Source organism: Streptomyces sp. H27-H1, assembly GCF_026627445.1.
In the GTDB taxonomy this organism is placed as follows: domain Bacteria; phylum Actinomycetota; class Actinomycetes; order Streptomycetales; family Streptomycetaceae; genus Streptomyces.
Genome location: NZ_JAPNLJ010000017.1, coordinates 81904 through 100124, shown reverse-complemented (window position 1 = coordinate 100124; position 18221 = coordinate 81904). Strand labels below are relative to the sequence as shown.

Annotated in this window: 16 protein-coding genes and 1 tRNA gene; 7 read left to right on the top strand and 10 right to left on the bottom strand. The window is 72.9% G+C overall.

Annotated elements, in window-relative coordinates; all coding sequences use genetic code 11:
• Positions 1-21: 21 nt before the first annotated feature.
• The gene (locus OTB20_RS20390) at positions 22-1278 is read left to right on the top strand and encodes a M14 family zinc carboxypeptidase (protein ID WP_267819424.1); all 1257 of its coding nucleotides are present in this window, start codon (positions 22-24) and stop codon (positions 1276-1278) included.
• Positions 1279-1332: 54 nt separating this feature from the next.
• Here OTB20_RS20390 and OTB20_RS20385 read toward each other — a convergent pair whose 3' ends face one another.
• Together OTB20_RS20385 and OTB20_RS20380 are read right to left on the bottom strand one after the other, a co-directional pair.
• Positions 1333-1803 (bottom strand): GNAT family N-acetyltransferase, encoded by a 471-nt coding sequence (locus tag OTB20_RS20385; protein ID WP_324290398.1) that lies wholly within the window; start codon positions 1801-1803, stop codon positions 1333-1335.
• A 108-nt stretch (positions 1804-1911) separates the two neighbouring features.
• Positions 1912-2475, bottom strand: a complete 564-nt coding sequence (locus OTB20_RS20380; protein ID WP_267819422.1) for a DUF1707 and FHA domain-containing protein — start codon at positions 2473-2475, stop codon at positions 1912-1914.
• Between the two features lie 112 nt (positions 2476-2587).
• Between OTB20_RS20380 and treZ the strand changes: the two genes are divergently transcribed.
• Complete coding sequence (gene treZ, locus OTB20_RS20375) at positions 2588-4375, top strand: malto-oligosyltrehalose trehalohydrolase (RefSeq protein ID WP_267819420.1); 1788 nt, start codon at positions 2588-2590, stop codon at positions 4373-4375.
• Between the two features lie 334 nt (positions 4376-4709).
• Here treZ and OTB20_RS20370 read toward each other — a convergent pair whose 3' ends face one another.
• Positions 4710-5831, bottom strand: a complete 1122-nt coding sequence (locus OTB20_RS20370) for an aminopeptidase P family protein (protein ID WP_267819418.1) — start codon at positions 5829-5831, stop codon at positions 4710-4712.
• 95 nt (positions 5832-5926) lie between these two features.
• On the bottom strand, positions 5927-7102 hold the full coding sequence (locus OTB20_RS20365) for a heparan-alpha-glucosaminide N-acetyltransferase domain-containing protein (protein WP_267819416.1): 1176 nt from the start codon (positions 7100-7102) through the stop codon (positions 5927-5929).
• A gap of 174 nt (positions 7103-7276) precedes the next feature.
• Between OTB20_RS20365 and OTB20_RS20360 the strand changes: the two genes are divergently transcribed.
• Positions 7277-7349 (top strand) — tRNA-His (locus OTB20_RS20360).
• Between the two features lie 172 nt (positions 7350-7521).
• Here OTB20_RS20360 and OTB20_RS20355 read toward each other — a convergent pair.
• Complete coding sequence (locus OTB20_RS20355; protein ID WP_267819414.1) at positions 7522-8277, bottom strand: alpha/beta fold hydrolase; 756 nt, start codon at positions 8275-8277, stop codon at positions 7522-7524.
• A gap of 146 nt (positions 8278-8423) precedes the next feature.
• Positions 8424-10484 carry a phosphocholine-specific phospholipase C gene (locus OTB20_RS20350; protein WP_267819412.1) on the bottom strand — a complete coding sequence of 687 codons (2061 nt, stop codon included), beginning with the start codon at positions 10482-10484 and terminating at the stop codon, positions 8424-8426.
• A gap of 502 nt (positions 10485-10986) precedes the next feature.
• On the opposite strand from OTB20_RS20350, the gene OTB20_RS20345 reads away from it, so the two are divergent.
• Positions 10987-11334: a hypothetical protein gene (locus tag OTB20_RS20345; protein ID WP_267819411.1), complete on the top strand. Its 348-nt coding sequence runs from the start codon at positions 10987-10989 to the stop codon at positions 11332-11334.
• Here the strand turns inward: OTB20_RS20345 and msrB are convergent.
• The 4 genes from msrB to OTB20_RS20325 form a co-directional block, all read right to left on the bottom strand.
• Complete coding sequence (gene msrB / locus OTB20_RS20340) at positions 11303-11722, bottom strand: peptide-methionine (R)-S-oxide reductase MsrB (RefSeq protein WP_267752871.1); 420 nt, start codon at positions 11720-11722, stop codon at positions 11303-11305. The genes OTB20_RS20345 and msrB overlap by 32 nt on opposite strands.
• A gap of 32 nt (positions 11723-11754) precedes the next feature.
• Complete coding sequence (murC, locus tag OTB20_RS20335; RefSeq protein WP_267819410.1) at positions 11755-13149, bottom strand: UDP-N-acetylmuramate--L-alanine ligase; 1395 nt, start codon at positions 13147-13149, stop codon at positions 11755-11757.
• A gap of 65 nt (positions 13150-13214) precedes the next feature.
• Complete coding sequence (locus tag OTB20_RS20330; RefSeq protein WP_267819408.1) at positions 13215-13682, bottom strand: indole-3-glycerol phosphate synthase; 468 nt, start codon at positions 13680-13682, stop codon at positions 13215-13217.
• A 144-nt stretch (positions 13683-13826) separates the two neighbouring features.
• The gene (locus OTB20_RS20325; RefSeq protein ID WP_267819406.1) at positions 13827-14600 is read right to left on the bottom strand and encodes a pyrimidine reductase family protein; all 774 of its coding nucleotides are present in this window, start codon (positions 14598-14600) and stop codon (positions 13827-13829) included.
• 36 nt (positions 14601-14636) lie between these two features.
• Here OTB20_RS20325 and zapE point away from each other — a divergent pair, with 36 nt between their 5' ends.
• From zapE to OTB20_RS20310, 3 genes are all read left to right on the top strand, one after another.
• On the top strand, positions 14637-15743 hold the full coding sequence (gene zapE / locus OTB20_RS20320; RefSeq protein WP_267819404.1) for a cell division protein ZapE: 1107 nt from the start codon (positions 14637-14639) through the stop codon (positions 15741-15743).
• A gap of 61 nt (positions 15744-15804) precedes the next feature.
• Positions 15805-16233 carry an OsmC family protein gene (locus tag OTB20_RS20315; protein WP_267752865.1) on the top strand — a complete coding sequence of 143 codons (429 nt, stop codon included), beginning with the start codon at positions 15805-15807 and terminating at the stop codon, positions 16231-16233.
• Between the two features lie 393 nt (positions 16234-16626).
• Complete coding sequence (locus OTB20_RS20310; protein ID WP_267819402.1) at positions 16627-17970, top strand: alkaline phosphatase PhoX; 1344 nt, start codon at positions 16627-16629, stop codon at positions 17968-17970.
• Positions 17971-18221 lie beyond the last annotated feature (251 nt).

Genomic DNA, 18221 nt, shown 5'->3' with positions numbered 1-18221 from the left:
ACGGCGGGAATGGGATCACCTGTGACCCTCATCCGTGACATGTGCTACCCCACCCCTCACGAACTGGCCCTGGCCGCCCGGGCCCTGGCGGAGGAGGACCCCTCCCGGGTCCGCCTTCGCCAGGCCGGAACCTCCCGGGCCGGGGAGCCCCTGTGGCTGCTCTCCGTCGGCGCCGACGCCCGGCACACCGTGCTCGTCGTCGCCGGGGCCCACGCCAACGAGCCCGTGGGCGGGGCAACCGCCCTCGCGCTCGCCCGGCACCTGATCCGCGAACCCGCGGCCACGGGCCGGGCCGCCTGGCACTTCCTGCTCTGCGCCGACCCCGACGGAGCGGCCCTGCACCGCACGCCCCGCCCGTACTCCCTGCTCGACTACCACCGGAACTTCTTCCGGCCGCCCGGTCCCGAACAGCCCGAGTGGGCGCCGTCTTTACTGCCCCCGGACCGCCTCCCGCCCGAGACCCTCGCCCTGACCCGCCTCATCGACGAGCTCCGCCCCGCCCTCCAGGTCTCCCTGCACGGCACCGATCTCGGCGGCTCCTGGGTGCAGTTGACCCGTGACATACCCGGCCTCGCCGAGCCCTTCGGCAAATCGGCGGCCGAGCTGCACATACCGGTGGAGACCAGCGCCTCCGACGCCTCGGGGTGGTCCTCGCCCGGGGCGGGGATCTTCGTGATGCCCGCCCCCGGCACCTCGGCCGACGGGCCGTTCCATCCCGAGGACACCCGGCTCAGCACCTGGTACCACGCCCACCGCCACGCCGGCACCACCGCGATCGTCGAAGTCCCGATGTGGGCCTCGGACTTGGTGGACGACCCGGCCCCGCACCCCGACCCGCGCGGCGCCCTGCGCGTCCTGGCCGGGCGGCTCACCGCCGACGCCGCGCGGGTGTCGGCCCTGCGGGAGGGAGCGGCCGACGGTACGGATCCGGCCGCCGCGGCCCTGCTCCGCGCGGTGGACTGGACGCTCGCGCTGATCCCCCGGATCACCGCCGAGTGGACATGCGCCGGGGCCCCCGCCGAGGCCACGGCGGCGTACATCGGGAGCATCGACGCCTTCGGGCGGCGGCTCTCGCTGCGCGCCGCCGCGATGCTGCTGCGGGTGCTGCACGCCCAGGGGCATCCGGCGGCGCCGGCCGTGGACCGGCTCGTCACGGGATGGTGCGAGGAGTTCGCGGACCGCTTCCAGGCGCGCTGGGTCCCGGTGGCCACGCAGGTGGAGCACCAGTCCCGGGTCGTGCTGGCGGCCTACGACCGGCTCGTGGCGGCGGGGCGGTAGCCGGGGGCGTCCCGGACGGCCGGCCACCGGCCCCCGGCCCCCGTCCTGCGGGAGCTACTGGACCGGCAGGGCGTACCGGAGCTTCGGCTTGCCGGTGGCCCCGAGCCGGTCGTAGAAGCGGATCGCGCCCTCGTTCCAGTCGGGCGTCTGCCATTCGACGTGGCCGAGGCCGAGCCCGCGGGCGAGCGCGGCCACCTCGTCCATCAGGGCGGCGCCGAGGCCGTGGCCACGGGCCTCTTCGGCCAGGTAGAGGCAGTCCATGTGGAGGTGGTGGCGGGCCTCCCAGAAGGAGAACTCGGCGGAGCAGGCGGCGTACCCGGCGACCTCGCCCCGCGGGGTCTCGGCCAGCAGCACCCAGAGCCGGGCCCCGTCGGCGAACAGCTGCGCGCCGAGCCGGTCGGCGAGAGCGGCCGTACGGGGCGCGGACCTCTCGTACACCATGTGCTCACCCATGAGCTCGACCAGGCGGGGCAGGTCCTCGGGGCGCGCGGGCCGTACGACGGGGGCGGCAGACATGTGTTCCATGGGTGCCATCCTGCGCGCGGCCCGCATCCGGCCGCCAACCGGGTCCCGGGGCGGCCCCTGGGCAGTCCCGGAGCAGTCCCTGAGCGCTGGACTGCCTTCGCCCGGACCTCAGCCGCCCGACAGCCTGAAGGACATCCGTCCGAAGCCGATCTGGTCCCCGTCGCGGACCACCGCCGAGCCCGTCACCCGGCGCCCGTTCACCGTGGTCCCGTTCGTCGAGCCGAGGTCCCGCACCACCCAGACCCCGTCCCGGATGCCCAGTTCGGCGTGGGCCCGCGAGACCGTCTCGTGGCTCAGGCGCAGTCCGTTGCCCGGGTCGCGGCCGATCAGCAGCGGTCCGGCGCTCGGGTGCGGGAGGAGCAGCGGGGGCAGCTTCTCCACGGCCCAGGCCCGCCGTACGCCCACGGACACGGCCGATGCCCGCCCGACCCAGCCGAACAGCCGACGGGTCCACGGGCTTTCCGCGCCCTCCCGGCCCTCCAGGTCCGCGGTGAGCACGGCGAGGTCCTCGGAGCGGCGGGCGACGAGGGCGAGTTCCATGCGGCGCAGGAAGGTGTCGTGCGACAGCTTGCCGACGGCGGCGCCCTCCCTGAGCTGGCCGAGCGCGCGGTCGCGCTCGGCATCGGAGAGCCGCGGAGCGGGGTAGGCGGGGAACTCGAAACTCGACGTCACAGGGTGATTGTCGGCCCGTCGGGGGCAGAGTGTCCAGAACTCCCGCGTCGAGCCGGGGATGATGGCCCGGACACGCAGGTTGGGACAGCGCCGCCAGACGAGGGGACCGTCCGTGCAGTTCGAGGTGTGGGCACCGCTGACAGACCGGGTCGCACTGCGGCTCGACGGGGCCGCGTACGCGATGGCGCCCGATCCGGAGCGCGACGGCTGGTGGGTCGTGGAGGCCCCGGCCGCCGACGGATCCCGGTACGGATTCCTGCTCGGCGGCGGCCCGGACGACGCCGGGGACGACCCTCGCCAGCCCCAGCGCCCCCTGCGCCCCGACCCGCGCGGCCGACGCCTGCCCGAAGGGCCCGACGGGCTCTCGGCAGTCGTCGACTTCGCGCGGTTCACCCCCGAGTCCCCCGCGCCGGCGCCCCGGACCCCGCTCCAGGACGCCGTCCTGTACGAGCTGCACATCGGCACCTTCACCCCCGAGGGCACCTTCGACTCGGCCGCCGCCCGCCTCGGCCACCTCACCGCCCTCGGCGTCACCCACGTCGAGCTGATGCCCGTCTGTTCCTTCCCCGGGCGGCACGGCTGGGGGTACGACGGGGTCGCGCCCTGGGCGGTGCACGAGCCGTACGGGGGCCCGGCCGGGCTGGCCCGGTTCGTGGAGGCCGCGCACGCCGCCGGGCTCGGTGTGGTGCTCGACGTGGTCCACAACCACCTCGGGCCCTCCGGCAACCACCTCCCCGTCTTCGGCCCGTACTTCACCGAGACCCACCACACCCCCTGGGGCGCGGCGGTGAACCTGGACGCGCCCGGCTCCGACGAGGTGCGCGCCTATTTCCTGGGCAGCGCCCTCGCCTGGCTGCGCGACTACCGGATCGACGGGCTGCGGCTGGACGCGGTGCACGCGCTGGCCGACGGGCGGGCGCTGACCTTCCTGGAGGAGCTGTCCGCGGCGGTGGACGAGCTCGCCGCCGAGACCGGCCGGCCGCTGTTCCTGATCGCGGAGTCCGACCGCTGCGATCCGCGCACCACGAGCCCGCGCGCCGCCGGAGGCCTGGGCCTGCACGCGCAGTGGAACGACGACTTCCACCACGCCCTGCACTGTGCGCTGACCGGTGAGTCCCAGGCCTATTACGCGGACTTCGCCGAGGCCCCGCTGGGGGCCCTCGCCAAGACCATGACCCGGGCCTTCTTCCACGACGGGACCTGGTCCTCCTTCCGGGGCCGTCACCACGGCCGCCCGGTGGACCGCGGCCGCACCCCGGCGCACCGCTTCCTCGGCTACACCCAGACCCACGACCAGATCGGCAACCGCGCACTGGGCGACCGGCTCGCGGCCTCCCTGTCCCCCGGGCTGCTGGCGTGCGCGGCGACCGTGGCGCTGACCGGGCCGTTCGTGCCGATGCTGTTCATGGGCGAGGAGTGGGGTGCCGGCACGCCGTGGCAGTACTTCACCGACCATCCCGACCCGGATCTCGCCGAGGCCGTACGGGCGGGCCGGCGGCGGGAGTTCGCGGAGCACGGCTGGAAGGCGGAGGAGATCCCCGACCCCCAGGACCCCGCCACCCGGGACCGCTCGTGCCTCGACTGGTCGGAGCCGGGCCGAGCCTCCCACGCCCGTCTGCTGGACTGGTACCGCATCCTGCTCGCACTTCGCCGGACCCACTCCGACCTGCGCGATCCCGATCTGGCGGCACTGCGGATCGCCCACGACGAGGAGCACCGCTGGCTGACGTTCCGCCGGGGCGACGTCCGCGTGGTGGTGAACCTCTGCGGGGAACCGGTCACCGTCGCGCTCGGCCGCAACGGGGTACGGGTCCTGGCCGCGTGGCTCCCCGTCGAGCATCCGGACGCCGACGGCCGGGTCCACGTACCGGCCGAGTCGGCGGTGGTGCTGGGCCTTTAGGGCCCGCCCGCACACCTGTCGGGCCGAACTGCGGCGGGCCTCCCGGCGCCAGGCCGTCTTCACCTGGGATCCGGAGCACCGGACGGAGCTGTGGCTCTTCGAGGAGTACCTGCCGGAGGTCGGGAAGCTGGATCGCTCCGCCTTCACCCCGCTGTCCGTGGTGACCGGGGCGCTGGACGCGCACACCGTGCTGCCCTTCCCCGTCCCGCACGATTTCACCGACGGGTTCCGGGCCGCCTTCTGGCGCCGGCCCGGAGAGCGCCGGCTACGGCTACCGCCTGGCACCTCGCCGGGTCCTGGGCCCCGGCGAGGTGGCGGCCTCCCGCTGCCGCGCCTACTCCACGACGGCCAGCTCCCGTGAGGCGTTGTTGAAGCTGCGGCAGCCGCTCGTGGTGACCGTGATGATGTCCTCGATGCGGACGCCGAACCGCCCCGGGAGGTAGATCCCCGGCTCCACCGAGAAGCACATGCCGGGGACGAGGAGCCGCTCCTCCCCTTCCACCATGTACGGCGGCTCGTGCGTGGTGACGCCGATGCCGTGGCCCGTGCGGTGGATGAACTGCTCGCCGTAGCCGAACTCGGTGATCACCGCGCGGGCCGCCCGGTCCACGTCCTGGCAGGCGGCTCCCGTCCGGGCCGCGGCCACGCCCGCCAACTGGGCCTCGCGGACGATGTCGTGGACGCGCTGCTCCTCGTCCGTGGGCTCGCCGACGTGGACGGTCCGGGAGATGTCGGAGCCGTACCCGTCCTTGAGTCCGCCGAAGTCGAGGACCACCATGTCGCCCTGCCCGATGACCCTGTCACCGGCCTCGTGGTGCGGGTTGGCGCCGTTCGGCCCGGAGCCCACCACGGTGAAGTCCACCTGGGAGTGACCGTGCACGCGCAGCAGCGCGGCCAGGTCCGCGGCGACGTCGCTCTCCCGGCGGCCGGCGAAGGGGACGTGCAGGATCTGCTCGTACGCGGCGTCCGCGGCCTCGCCGGCCGCCGCGAGCCGGGCCAGTTCGCGCTCGTCCTTGACCGCGCGCAGCATCGGCAGCGCATCGGTCAGCGAGGCGTACGAGGTGTTCGGCAACTCCCGTTGCAGGCCCAGCAGGTGCAGGGCCCAGGTGTTGTCGCTGACCCCGAAGCGGCCGGTCACGTCCAGCAGCGGCGAGGTCACGGCGTACGGGTTCTTGCCGTCGGCCCAGTCCCGCAGGGTCAGCGCGCCCGCGCCGGGGGACTTCTCCGCGTCGGGGGCTTCCAGCGCCGGGACGACGAGGACGGGTTCCTGCCCGGCGGCGAGGACGAGCAGGGTCAGCCGCTCGGTGTCGACGGGCCGGTACCCGGTGAGGTGGGCCAGGTCGGGCCCGGGGGCGACCAGCAGGCCGGCCAGCCCCGCGTCGGCGGCGGCCTGCGCGGCGGCGGCCATCCGGGCGGCGTAGTCGGCGGCCGTGAAGGGATCGGAGTCATGGTCCATGCGGGGATCCTCCCGCGCTCCGCCCTCCGATGGCAGGGGGCCGCGCCGATCACCCCGGGCCCATGACGGCAGCCCTACGGGCCGGCCCCCAGGGCTCAGCCCGTCGCCCGCCCCGCCGGGGTCGCCGCCCGCAGGGCCCACTCCAGCGGCCCGCGGTACAGCTCCGTACCGCGCAGCGGACGCCGCCAGAGCACGCACCCGATCAGCGCGGACGCCGAGAACCCGGCCAGGACCTCCCACCCGCTCCAGCCCGGCATGAACACCGCCGGCGCGAGCGCGTGCACCACGTACACCGTCAGGGCCATCGCGCCGACGGCGGCGAGCGGCCGCAGCAGCCGGGCCGCCGCCCGGCCCGCGCCGTGCGCGGCCAGGGCGAGCAGGCCTATGAGGGCCGCCCCGACCCCACGGTTCCCGATCGTCTCCAGCGGGGTCTGGCTGTAGGGGCCGGCCGTCAGCAGCCAGTCCCAGGAGGTGCTGGGGACGGCGCCGAACTGCTGCCGCAGCACGGCCGCGACCGGATCGGGGTCCGCGGCCGCCCAGGGGTGTTCCCGTGCGACGGCCTGCAGCAGCGGCGCGCGCCGCCGGCCGCCGGGTCCCAGCGCGAGCCACGAGGCGCCGTACCCGGCGATGGCGAGGGCCGCCCCGTAGCCGGTGAGCCGTCGCAGCGACCGCTTGCCGCGCAGGTCGGCGAGGCGGCCGAGGGCCATGCCGGCCAGGACGTACGGGAAGTAGGTGAGCAGCGGGTACGCACCCGAGAGCAGCAGGTCCCGCAGCATCCCCCCGGCCCCCGTCCAGCTCGCCAGGTCGGCGGGGACCGGTGTGGCACCGCGTCCGCCGGCGCGCAGCCCGAGGGCCGGGCCCAGGAGGTACGAGAGGACCGGGCCCAGCACCACCGAGGCGGCGGCGACGGCCGCCAGGGTGCGGGTGCGCAGCCGGGTGAAGGGTTCGGCGGCCAGGAAGTAGACGGCGTAGAAGGCCAGGATCACGAGGATGCCGGGCGAGGGCGCGGCGAGGAACAGGCCGAGTGCGGCGAGGACCGCGCAGCGGACCAGGGTGGTCCGCAGGGGCGGCGGCCCGGCGGTGCGGGAGCGGGCGAGCGCGAGGGAGAACCCGGCGATGAGCGTGAAGACGGCGGGCGCCCGGCCGTCGGCGGCGACGAACAGCCAGCCGGGGCCCTCGGGCGTGGGCGGCGGGCCGACGTGGACGGCGAACATGCCGAGGACGGCCGTGCCGCGGGCGGCATCCAGGCCGGTGAGTCGATTTGGTCCCATATCCATGGGGATGGGAATCGGGGTACGGGGTTGCCTGCGCCGTCGCCGGGCCGCTGACCGGTGGGCGACGGGACCGGTCGCCGCACCGGTCGCCCGAAAAGCCGTCGCGGGGGCACCCCGCTGATCAGCTATGCTGTGCTTGCACATCGAACGGGCGGTTCGCCGCCCTTCGTGGTGGGTGTAGCTCAGTTGGTAGAGCACCTGGTTGTGGTCCAGGTGGCCGCGGGTTCAAGTCCCGTCACTCACCCTGTTGATCCCGTGAGGGGTACGAGGTTTCCTCGTACCCCTCACGGGTTTTTCCGTTCCACCTGACGGGCGACCGGGGGCTTCCCGCTGCCGGGAGGTCCGCTGCGGCTGTGGTCCCGGCTCTCGGCGTCCGGGGTGCGGGGCCCGGGTGCGGCCGGCGTGATCATGCCCGCTCAGCTCCGCAGGAAGGCCTCCACCTCGGTGGCGAGGGACACCGGGGTCTCCTGCGGCGGGTAGTGGCCGGCGCCGGGGAGCGGCTGGACGCGGCAGTTCGGGTACCAGACCTGCCAGGTGGCCCGCATGATGTCGACGGTGAGCGCGAGGTCGTACTCGCCGACGAGGACCAGCACCGGGACGGCGCTGCCCTTCACGGCGGTGGACAGGTCGAGCGGCTGCCAGCTGGCGAGGTACCCGGCGAAGGCCTCCGGCCGGGACACGGCGAGGGAGTGCTCGACCATCCGGTCCAGCCAGTACGGGCTCGCGCGGCGGCCGGTCACGATGTCCAGGATGGCGCGGCGGTTCTCGGCGTTGCCGGCTGCCCCGTAGAAGAGGACGTGGGTGGCGTCGTCCATCTCGTACGGACCGGCGGGGAGCGGGTTGATGCCGACGAGCTTTTCGACGCGCTCGGGGGCGCGGACGAGGACCTGCTGCATGGCCTTGCCGCCCATGGAGTGGCCGAGGAGCGAGAAGGTGTCCCAGCCGAGTTCGTCGGCGAGGGCGAGGACGTCGTCGGCGATCTCGGGGAGCCCGTAGCGGCCGGGGACGTCCCTGCGGTCGCCGTAGCCGCGGTAGTCGAGGAAGGCGTACGAGAACCCCTGCGGGTCCAGGTACTCCAGTACGGAACCCCAGTTGGCGGACGTGCCGAACCAGTCGTGCAGCACTATGACGCGGACGGGGCCGGTACCGGTCCTGCGGTGGGCGATGGCCATGCGTTCTCCCTCGGTGACGGGGGCTGAATCAATTGCCGCCGTATGTTCTGCCCACCGGGTCCGCGGTCATACCGCGGGGCCACGCGCTCCCCCCGGGGCCCCGCCCCCGTTGCGAACGAGAGGGGTCGGGGCTCCGGGGGGGCGCGTCAGACGGTCTTGATCGCCGGGTCGGAGACTCCGGTCGCGCCGGTCTCCACATGGCCGGCGAAACGGCGCAGGAAGGTGGCGTCCGCGTCGGAGACGACCTTGACGTCGTACCAGCGGGCCGTGGCGGACAGCGGCACCGTGTACGGGACCGTGCCGCCGGCCGCGACGCGCAGGGTCTGGGGCGCGCCGCCGTAGGAGTTGGTGACGGTCAGGTTGACGGCCGCCGTGCCCCCGTTGGCCAGGGACAGCAGCAGATTGCCGGTGGCCGCGTCGTGGCGGGCCGTGACCTCCGGGCCGGCCTTCTTCGCCGGGCCCTTCCAGGTGCGCAGGAAGCCGTTCGGACCCCAGACCGTGAGGTCGATCTGGTTGCCGGTGGAGCTGCTGGTGCTCCAGGTGTCCGACAGGATCTTGCCCGCCTCGACCGTGTAGGGCCAAGGGCCGTCCGTACGGTTGCCGGAGGTGCTGTGGAAGTGGGCGCCCAGGGAGGGGCCCGAGGAGAAGGTCAGGGTGAACTTGCCGGTGGTGACTGCGGACTTGCCGTCCACGTACGGGACGTAGCCCAGTGCGCGCGTCGGCTTGCCGCCCGCCTCCTGCTTGGGCAGGACGCCCGTCGCCGGCGGGGTCGGGTGGTAGGACGAGTGGCGGTTCTTGTCCGGCGGGACGTACCCGGCAGTGGAAGGGAGTCCGGCGGGCACGGCGTTCGCCTGGGTGAAGTCGAAGGCCGAGGTCAGGTCACCGCACACGGCTCGGCGCCACGGAGAGATGTTGGGCTCCTGCACCCCGAAGCGCTTCTCCATGAAGCGGATCACCGAAGTGTGGTCGAAGGTCTCGGAGTTGACGTAGCCGCCCTTGCTCCACGGGGAGACCACGATCATTGGGACGCGCGGGCCGAGACCGTACGGCCCGGCCGCGTAGCCGCCTCCGCCCGCGTACAGGTCCTTCGTGACGTCGGCGGTGGACAGGCCCCACGCGGAGGAGGCCGGCGGGTACGGCGGCACGACGTGGTCGAAGAAGCCGTCGTTCTCGTCGTAGGTGATGAAGAAGGCCGTCTTCGCCCACACCGCCGGGTTCGCGGTCAGCGCGTCGAGGACCTGCGATATGTACCAGGCGCCGAAGTTCGTCGGCCAGTTCGCGTGTTCGCTGAACGCCTCGGGGGCGGCGATCCAGGAGACCTGGGGCAGCGTGCCGTTGACGACGTCGGCGCGCAGGCGGTCGAAGTAGCCTTCCCCCGCCTTGGCGTTGGTGCCGGTGCGGGCCTTCTCGTACAGGGCGCTGCCGGGCTGGGCGTTGCGGTAGCTGTTGAAGTACAGCAGCGAGTTGTCGCCGTAGTTGCCGCGGAAGGCGTCGTTGATCCAGCCCCAGGAGCCGGCGGCGTTCAGGCCGTCGCCGACGTCCTGGTAGACCTTCCAGGAGACCCCGGCGGACTCCAGGCGCTCCGGGTACGTCTTCCAGCCGTACCCGGCCTCCTGGTTGCCGAGGACCGGGCCGCCGCCCACCCCGTCGTTGCCCGTGTGGCCCGTCCACATGTAGTAGCGGTTCGGGTCCGTGGCGCCGATGAAGGAGCAGTGGTAGGCGTCGCAGACGGTGAACGCGTCGGCGAGGGCGTAGTGGAACGGAATGTCGTTCCGCGTCATGTACGACATGGTCGTGGCCGTCTTGGCCGGGACCCACTTGTCGTACTTGCCGTTGTTGTACGCCTGGTGGCCGCCGGCCCAGTCGTGGTTCAGTCCTTCGAGGAACTGCATCCCGAGGTCTGCCACCTCCGGGTGGAAGGGGAGGATGTCCTTCGTCCCGTTGGACTGGTGGAAGACCGACTTGCCGTTGTCCTGCAGGACCGGCCGCGGGTCGCCGAAGCCCCGTACGCCCTTCATCGCGCCGAAGTACTGGTCGAAGGACCGGTTTTCCTGCATGAGGACGACGATGTGCTCGATGTCCTGGATGGTTCCGGTGCTGCCCTGAGCCGGGATGGCGGCGGCGCGCGCGATGCTCTCGTTCAGCATCGTGACGGCGGCGGTGCCGCCTGCGATCTGCAGGAACCTGCGGCGGTTCAGTTCTGCCATGGTGTCGACGACCTCTGCGGGGTGAGACGGTGCGGGGGGGGGGAGGGAAGCTGTTCCAGGGGCGCCCCAAGAACAGCGGCCCCGGGGGACCGGTCGGCGTTGCTTCCGTGACAGTGGGCCGTACACCTGGATAACGGAAGCCCTCGTGCGGCGGTTCATGCCTCCCGGGCCGCTTTTCGTCCCGCGCCCATACGCCCGCCCCAGGTACTGACCGCCCCCTCCCCCACCCCAGAGAGGTGGAGCACGTGCAGCCATCCCCCCGTCACTGTTCACGGGCGGCCCGGCGCTTCGGCTCGTCGATCTCGCCGTCTCGGTCCAGGAGTCGGGCGGGACACTCGATCCGGACGACGAGATCGGGCGCTGCATCCGGGTGGTCGGCAAGGACTGGGCCCCCCGCTGGAACTGCTCGGCCCATGTCGCGGCCGGCGTGTTGGACTTCGCCGGGGATTGCGTCGCACGGTCCGGCACGCTCGAGTCGTTTCCGCCGGAGTCCAGGGAGAAAGTGACGCGGTCCGCCGACGGAATGGGGCCCACCGAATACCTGCGCACGCTGGCCGAAACGGTACGGATCCTCGACCGCGAGCCGGCCGTCGAATACGACGAACTCCCGATGGCGGGCTGGGAATTCCTCCAGGTGTTCCCCCACCTCTTCGGATTCGACGCCGTCCTCATGGACGCCACATGCGGCGAGAGCACTCGTGACCCCCGTCCCGAACCGCGCCGCCACGTACCCGACCGAGCTCCAGGACTGACTGCTGCGCCCGACGTCCCGACGTCCCGGCGGGTCCGCCGGGCCGTCGGGACGGGCGCCGGACCGCTCAGGCCCCGGCGGCCCCTCCACCGGGGGTGAGCCGCAGGGAGATGCTGTTGATGCAGTACCGCTGGTCCGTGGGGGTCGGGTAGCCCTCGCCCTCGAAGACGTGGCCCAGGTGGGAGCCGCACTTCGCGCACAGGACCTCGGTGCGGACCATGCCGTGGGCGACGTCCGCCTTCAGTTCGACCGCGTCGGAGTCCTTCGGGTCGTAGAAGGACGGCCAGCCGCAGTGCGATTCGAACTTCTCCGTGGAGCGGAACAGCTCGGAGCCGCAGCCGCGACAACTGTAGACGCCCTCCGTCTTGGTGTCCGTGTACTCACCCCGGAAGGCGGGCTCGGTCCCGGCGAGGCGCAGTACCTGGTACTCGGACGGCGTCAGCTCCGCCTGCCACTGCTCGTCCGTCTTCTCTACGTCGTACGACATGACTCTCCCGCTTTCCCGCTCTTCCAGAGCCGTCAGTTCGACAGACGGGCCAGGATGGCCGGCCCCAGGTCCGTGACATCGCCCGCACCCATGGTGAGAACGAGATCGCCGGGCTTGGCCATTCCCGCGATGACGTCGGCGACGGCGGCCTTGTCGTGCTCGGGGGTGACGTCGGCGCCGGCCGCGCGGGCGGCGGCGATGATGATCTCGCTGGTGATCCCGGGGATCGGGTCCTCGCGGGCGGGGTAGATGTCGAGGACGACCGAGGCGTCGGCGAGGGCGAGGGCCTGGCCCATCTCCCTGCCGAGTTCCTGGGTGCGGGAGAAGAGGTGCGGCTGGAAGACGACCAGGATGCGGGAGTCCCCGGCGGCGCCGCGGATGGCCTCCAGGTCGGCGGTCATCTCGGTCGGGTGGTGCGCGTAGGAGTCGATGACCTGGACCCCGGCGGCCTCGCCCTTGAGCTGCAGGCGGCGCTTGACCCCGGTGTACTTGCCGAGGGCGGAGGCCAGGTTGTGCGCCGGGATGCCGAGCGCGACACCGGCGGCGAGGGCCGCCACGGCGTTGTGCGCGTAGTGGCGCCCGGGCACCGACACGGTGAAGGTGAGCATCCGGCCGTCGACGACGACGGTGACCTCACTGGTCAGCCCGCGCGGGGTGATCTTGGTGATCCGGACGTCGGCCTCGGGCTCCTCGCCGTACGTGACGACGGTGAGGCCTTCGGCGCCGCCGACCCGGCGGGTGATCTCGGCCGCGCCCGCCTGGCCGTGGGCGATGACCAGGGTGCCACCGGCCGGAATCTTGCCGACGAAGGTCTCGAAGGACTCGTAGATCTCTTCCATCGACGCGTAGTTCGCGTGGTGGTCGAGCTCGGCGTTGAGGATGATCGCGACCTGCGGGGTGTACTTGTGGAAGCTGCGGTCGCTCTCGTCGGCCTCGGCGACGAAGATGTCGCCCTCGCCGTGGTGGGCGTTGGAGCCGGGGGCGTCCAGGTCGCCGCCGATGGCGTAGGAGGGGTCCAGGCCCAGCGCCGAGAGGGACACGGCCAGCATCGAGGTGGTGGTGGTCTTGCCGTGAGTGCCGGCGACGGCGATCGGCCGCAGGCCGTCCATCAGCCCGGCCAGGGCGTCCGAGCGGTGCACGACGGGGATGCCGAGCTCGGCGGCGCGGGCCAGCTCCGGGTTGTCGGCGCGGATGGCACTGGAGACGACCACACAGGTGGCGTCGTCTGCGAGGTGGCCGGCGGCGTGCCCGATGTGGACCGTGGCGCCGTGGGCGCGCAGCGCCTGGGCGGTCTCGGAGTCACGGGCGTCGCTGCCGGCCACCTTGGCGCCGCGCTGGGCCAGGATCTTCGCGATGCCGGACATCCCGGCGCCGCCGATGCCGATGAAGTGGGGCCGTTCCATGGCGGTCGGCAGGCCGGGGTTCATTCAGGTAGCTCCAGGATCGAACGGGTACGGACGGCAGCCGGACACGGGGTCCGGCCGCCTCCACCCTATTCCTTGTGGGCGAAGAGCTTGAGCACCGGAACGCCGACCTTGTGGCGTGCCCGCGAGGCCCAGTCCCAGTGGAAGAACTCCTCGACGTAGTGCGGGGCGGTCAGCACGATCACCTCGTCGGCGCCGGTCTCGGCCACCACCGCCTTCAGCTTGTCGAGCGGGTGGTCCTCGACGATCTGCCCGACGGCCTTGGCTCCCTTGGCCCGCAGGGACGCGAGGGAGTGCTCGATCGCCAGTTCGGCCGGGCCGCGGGCGGCGTCGCCCTCCGGTTCCTCACCCTCGCGGATGGCCTCGGGAAGCTCACCGAGCGCTACGTCGTCGATGGCGCGCAGCAGCCGGTCCCGGTCACCGCGGGGCTGCATGAGGACGATGAAGGAGACCGGCTCGTCTCCGTGGAGGGTGGTGACGAAGTCCACGTCTACGGGGGTAAGCGGCTGCTCGATCATCAATACGCTCGTGAACACGGACGCCCTCTCCTTCGTGGGCCGAGACCGGCGGCCGGCCCCTGCGGAAACCATCCTGCCCCGCTGTCGCACGGGGACTGCGCGGATACCTGCCCAGTTATGTGCCCAGCGGAAGCTAAGCGGAACGACAAATTCCGCCTCTCTTCAGATCCGACGGTAACGCGTGAAGAGAAACCCGGCCTCTTCCAGCAGGCAGGCCGGCGCGAGCCGGTGCGGAACCGTGACGGAAGGTCCGCCGGAGATCCGCTGAGCGTCACCCGCCGTGAGCGTCGGCGAGATCGTCAGGCACAGCTCGTCCAGCGCGTCGGCGGCGACGAACTGGCCCAGCAGCCGGGGCCCGCCCTCGGTGAGCTGGCGGCGCAACCCCCGGTCCGCGAGCTCCCGTACGGCCCGGGCCGGGTCCACGCCCGCCCCCTCTCCGGCCACCACGACCTGCGCCCCGGCCGCGACGGCCTCGGCGACCCGGTCCGAGGGGGCGGCGGCGCCCGTGAGCACCACGGTGGGCACCAGCGGGGAGGTGAACAGCGGCAGCGAGAAGTCCAGGTCCAGGCTCGCGGTGACCACGGCGATGACGGCGGCGGGACCCTGACCGGCCGCGCTACGGCGGGCGGCGAAGGCCTCCCGGGCCCGCGCGGGGCGGTAACCCTCCTGGCGAACCGTTTCCGCACCGACGACCACCACATCGGCGATGGCCCGCAGGGTGCCGAAGATCCGCATGTCGGTCTCGCCGGAGATGGGCTGCGAGCGGCCGTCGTGCTGGGCCGCGCCGTCCAGGGTGGAGACCATGTTGGCCCGCAGCCAGTGGCCGTCCGGGCCGAGCTCGGGGTACTCGTACGCCTCGGCGATTTCGTCCAGCGACCAGTCCCGGTCGGTCTGGTCTGCTGATGTCTGATCGGTCACAGGGAACAGGCGTCGCATCGGTGCAGTGTGCCACGCCCCGTAGAGTTAAGAGCTGTGTCAACATCACTCTCGCCCTCAGCATCAGCCTCCGGGCGGCCCCCGATAGCCGACGCGGGGCCGGGGTCCCTGTGCGCCCGCGAGCCGCGAGTGCCCGCCGAACGGCTCGTGGCCGAGATGGTGCCGCCGCCGCGCTTCGACTCGGTGCGCTTCGACACCTACGATCCGGACCCGGCCCAGCCCAGCCAGTCCCAGGCCGTCACCGTCCTCGCGGAGTTCGCCGCGGGCCTCGGCGGGGCGCACGCGAGCGGCTCCGGCAAACGGCGCTGGTTCTCCCGCAAGCCGGCTGCTCCCGCGGCCGGACCGCGCGGGGTCTACCTCGACGGGGGCTACGGCGTCGGCAAGACCCACCTGCTCGCCTCCCTCTGGCACGCCACGCCGGCCGAGCCCGCACTCAAGGCCTTCGGCACCTTCGTGGAGCTGACCAACCTCGTCGGCGCGCTCGGATTCCAGCAGACCGTGCAGACCCTCGGCGGGCACCGCCTGCTGTGCATCGACGAGTTCGAGCTCGACGACCCGGGCGACACCGTGCTGGTCTCCTCCCTGCTCAGCCGCCTGGTCGAGCAGGGCGTGGCGCTGGCCGCCACCTCCAACACGCTGCCCGGCAAGCTCGGCGAGGGCCGGTTCGCCGCCGCCGACTTCCTGCGGGAGATCCAGGGGCTCTCCGCGCAGTTCCGTCCGCTGCGCATCGACGGCCAGGACTACCGCCATCGCGGCCTGCCGGAGGCGCCCGCGCCGTTCTCGGACGAGCAGGTGGCGAAGGCCGCGTACGCCACCGAGGGGGCGAGCCTCGACGATTTCCCGGGGCTGCTGGAACACCTGGCGAAGGTGCACCCCAGCCGGTACGGGGCCCTGACCGACGGCCTGACGGCCGTCTGCCTCACCGATGTCGGCCCGGTCCCGGACCAGTCGACGGCGCTGCGGCTGGTCGTCCTGGCCGACCGGCTGTACGACCGCGAGATACCGGTCCTGGCGTCGGGTGTCGCCTTCGACCGGCTGTTCAGCGAAGAGATGCTGAACGGCGGCTACCGCAAGAAGTACTTCCGGGCCATCTCGCGGCTCACCGCACTGGCACGCGACGCGAAGCCCCTGGTGTCCCAGTAGGTTTGGAGTCGCCGGTCCGTTCCACGGTCCGGCCGTTTCCACTTCCGCGAAGGGATCCACCATGGCTGCCACACGCAACGCACATGCCGTCTGGGAAGGCGACCTGTTCGAAGGCAAGGGCGTCGTCACGCTCGACTCGTCCGGCCTCGGCAGCTACCCCGTCTCCTGGCCCGCGCGCACCGACGAGGAGGCGAACGGGCGGACCAGCCCGGAGGAGCTCATCGCCGCCGCGCACTCCAGCTGCTTCAACATGGCCTTCTCGAACGGTCTCGCGAAGGCCGGCAACCCGCCGGCCAAGCTGACCACCTCGGCCGCCGTCACCTTCGTGCCGGGCAAGGGCATCACCGGGATCCACCTCACCGTCGAGGGCGAGGTGCCGGGCCTGGACAACGACGCGTTCGTCGCCGCGGCCGAGGACGCCAAGAAGAACTGCCCGGTCAGCCAGGCCCTGACGGGCACGACCATCACCCTCAGCGCCAAGCTGGCCTGACCCCCACCGCCGACCACGGGCCCCCGGGCCCGGTCAGTCGCGGCACCCTGCACCACCACCCCGGCCCCGGAGCACGCGCCCCGGGGCCGCGGTGCGTGCGGGGGCGCGTGCGCTCGGGGGAGCGGTCCGGGACGTCGGCTGCTTCTGACGCCTCGGCCCGCGCGGTTTCGATGATCTCCCAGAACGTGTCCGTGTCCGTGTCCGTGTCCATGACCGCGGCCTCTGCCGCGGGCCTACGACAATCGATGCGTGGCCGTTCCCGGGACGGTTTGCGGGGCGTGGGCGGGGGCTGCCGCCGGCGGGGTGACGTGGTCACCGTGCCGCCGTGGACGGCGCCGCGCCTCGTGGTAACACGGCCCCGTCCCTTGTCCGTCTCACCGACCGGAGTTGCCGATGAACCTCAGCCGACGCAGTCTGATGACGGCCGGCGCCGTCGCCTTCGGCGGAGCCCTCGGCGCGTTGTTCGCCGGGACCGGGCCCGCGCCCGCCGCCGCCCGGGGGTACGGGCCGCTCGTGCCCGATCCCGCCGGGCTGCTCGATCTGCCGCCCGGGTTCACGTACCGGGTCCTCTCGCGCGCCGGCACCCCGCTGCGGTCCGGAGAGGGCGCAGTCCCGGGCAACTTCGACGGCATGGCCGCCTTCGGCGCGGGCGGCGGGCGGGTCCGGCTGGTGCGCAACCACGAGAACCGGACCACGGCCGCCCTGCGGGTCCCTCCCGTCGAGGGGCTCACCTACGATCCCCAGGCCCTCGGCGGCTGCACCCTCCTCGAGCTCGATCCCGCCGGAGGGGTCAGCGCCGAGCGGGTCGCCCTCGCCGGCACCGCCGTCAACTGCGCGGGTGGCCGCACCCCTTGGAACACCTGGCTGTCCTGCGAGGAGACCGAGGACAAGGCGGGGACCTCGGGGTACGGCAAGGACCACGGTTACGTCTTCGAGGTCGACCCCGCCGACCCCCACCGCTCCGGCGCCGTCCCGCTCACCGCGATGGGCCGCTTCGCGCACGAGGCCGTCGCCGTGGACCCGTACCTCGGTGTGGTCTACGAGACCGAGGACGCCTTCGTCGAACCCTTCGGGCTCTTCTACCGGTTCCTGCCCGCCCGCCCCCTCGGCGGCCTCGGCTCACTGCGCGCGGGCGGCGAGCTGCAGGCCCTGCGGGTCCCCGGAGTGGCGAACCTGGCCGTGGTGGACGAACCCGGGGCCCAGTTCCCGGTGGAGTGGGTCCCCGTACCGGACCCGTCCGCGTCGCAGACCCCCATCAGGCTCCAGGACTTCGGACCCGGCGGGATCACCCACGCCCAGAAGCTGGAGGGCTGCTACTGGGGCAACGGCGGCGTCCACTTCGTCTCCAGCTACTCCCGCACCCGCGAGGGCTCCCCCGCCGACCACCACGGCCAGGTCTGGTTCTACGACCCGCTGCGCGCGCGGCTCCGGCTGGACGTGGTGTTCGGCCCGGCCTCCGACGTCCAACTCCCCGGCGACTCCCCCGACAACATCTGCCTGGCCCCCGACGGCGGCCTGATGGTGTGCGAGGACGGCGGCGGCGGGCAGTACGTCCTCGGCGTGACCCGGGGCGGCGAGGTCTACCCGATGGCCCGGAACGCCGACGACGTCGGGAAACCGGGGGCGCCGGAGTGGGGCGAGTTCGCCGGCGTCACCTTCTCCCCGGACAGCCGGACGATGTACGTGAACGCGTACACGCCCGGGACCACCTTCGCGGTGAAGGGTCCGTGGCGGTGACCCCGTACCGCCTTCCGGCCCGCCCGGCCTGGTCTTTCGCCACATCGCGGCCACCTGCGATGTGGTGGAAAATCGTATGGAGTCGACGGGATCGAGGTAGGTAGCGGTGGCCAAGAAGGACAGCAAGGCAGAGAAGCGCGCGAAGGCCACCAAGGACGTGAAGGCCGCGAAGCCCGCCAAGGAGCCGAAAGCGGGTAAGGCCCCGAAGCCCGCCGGTCCCGAGAAGGAGGCGAAGGCGGCCACGTCCGTGA

Bases quoted from the DNA above. Each gene is read 5' to 3' on its own strand.
- OTB20_RS20385 (WP_324290398.1), bottom strand. From the start codon at position 1,803: ATGGAACACATGTCTGCCGCCCCCGTCGTACGGCCCGCGCGCCCCGAG.
- OTB20_RS20370 (WP_267819418.1), bottom strand. From the start codon at position 5,831: ATGGACCATGACTCCGATCCCTTCACGGCCGCCGACTACGCCGCCCGG.
- OTB20_RS20365 (WP_267819416.1), bottom strand. From the start codon at position 7,102: ATGGGACCAAATCGACTCACCGGCCTGGATGCCGCCCGCGGCACGGCC.
- OTB20_RS20355 (WP_267819414.1), bottom strand. From the start codon at position 8,277: ATGGCCATCGCCCACCGCAGGACCGGTACCGGCCCCGTCCGCGTCATA.
- OTB20_RS20350 (WP_267819412.1), bottom strand. From the start codon at position 10,484: ATGGCAGAACTGAACCGCCGCAGGTTCCTGCAGATCGCAGGCGGCACC.
- msrB (WP_267752871.1), bottom strand. From the start codon at position 11,722: ATGTCGTACGACGTAGAGAAGACGGACGAGCAGTGGCAGGCGGAGCTG.
- murC (WP_267819410.1), bottom strand. From the start codon at position 13,149: ATGAACCCCGGCCTGCCGACCGCCATGGAACGGCCCCACTTCATCGGC.
- OTB20_RS20325 (WP_267819406.1), bottom strand. From the start codon at position 14,600: ATGCGACGCCTGTTCCCTGTGACCGATCAGACATCAGCAGACCAGACC.
- OTB20_RS20315 (WP_267752865.1), top strand. From the start codon at position 15,805: ATGGCTGCCACACGCAACGCACATGCCGTCTGGGAAGGCGACCTGTTC.
- OTB20_RS20310 (WP_267819402.1), top strand. From the start codon at position 16,627: ATGAACCTCAGCCGACGCAGTCTGATGACGGCCGGCGCCGTCGCCTTC.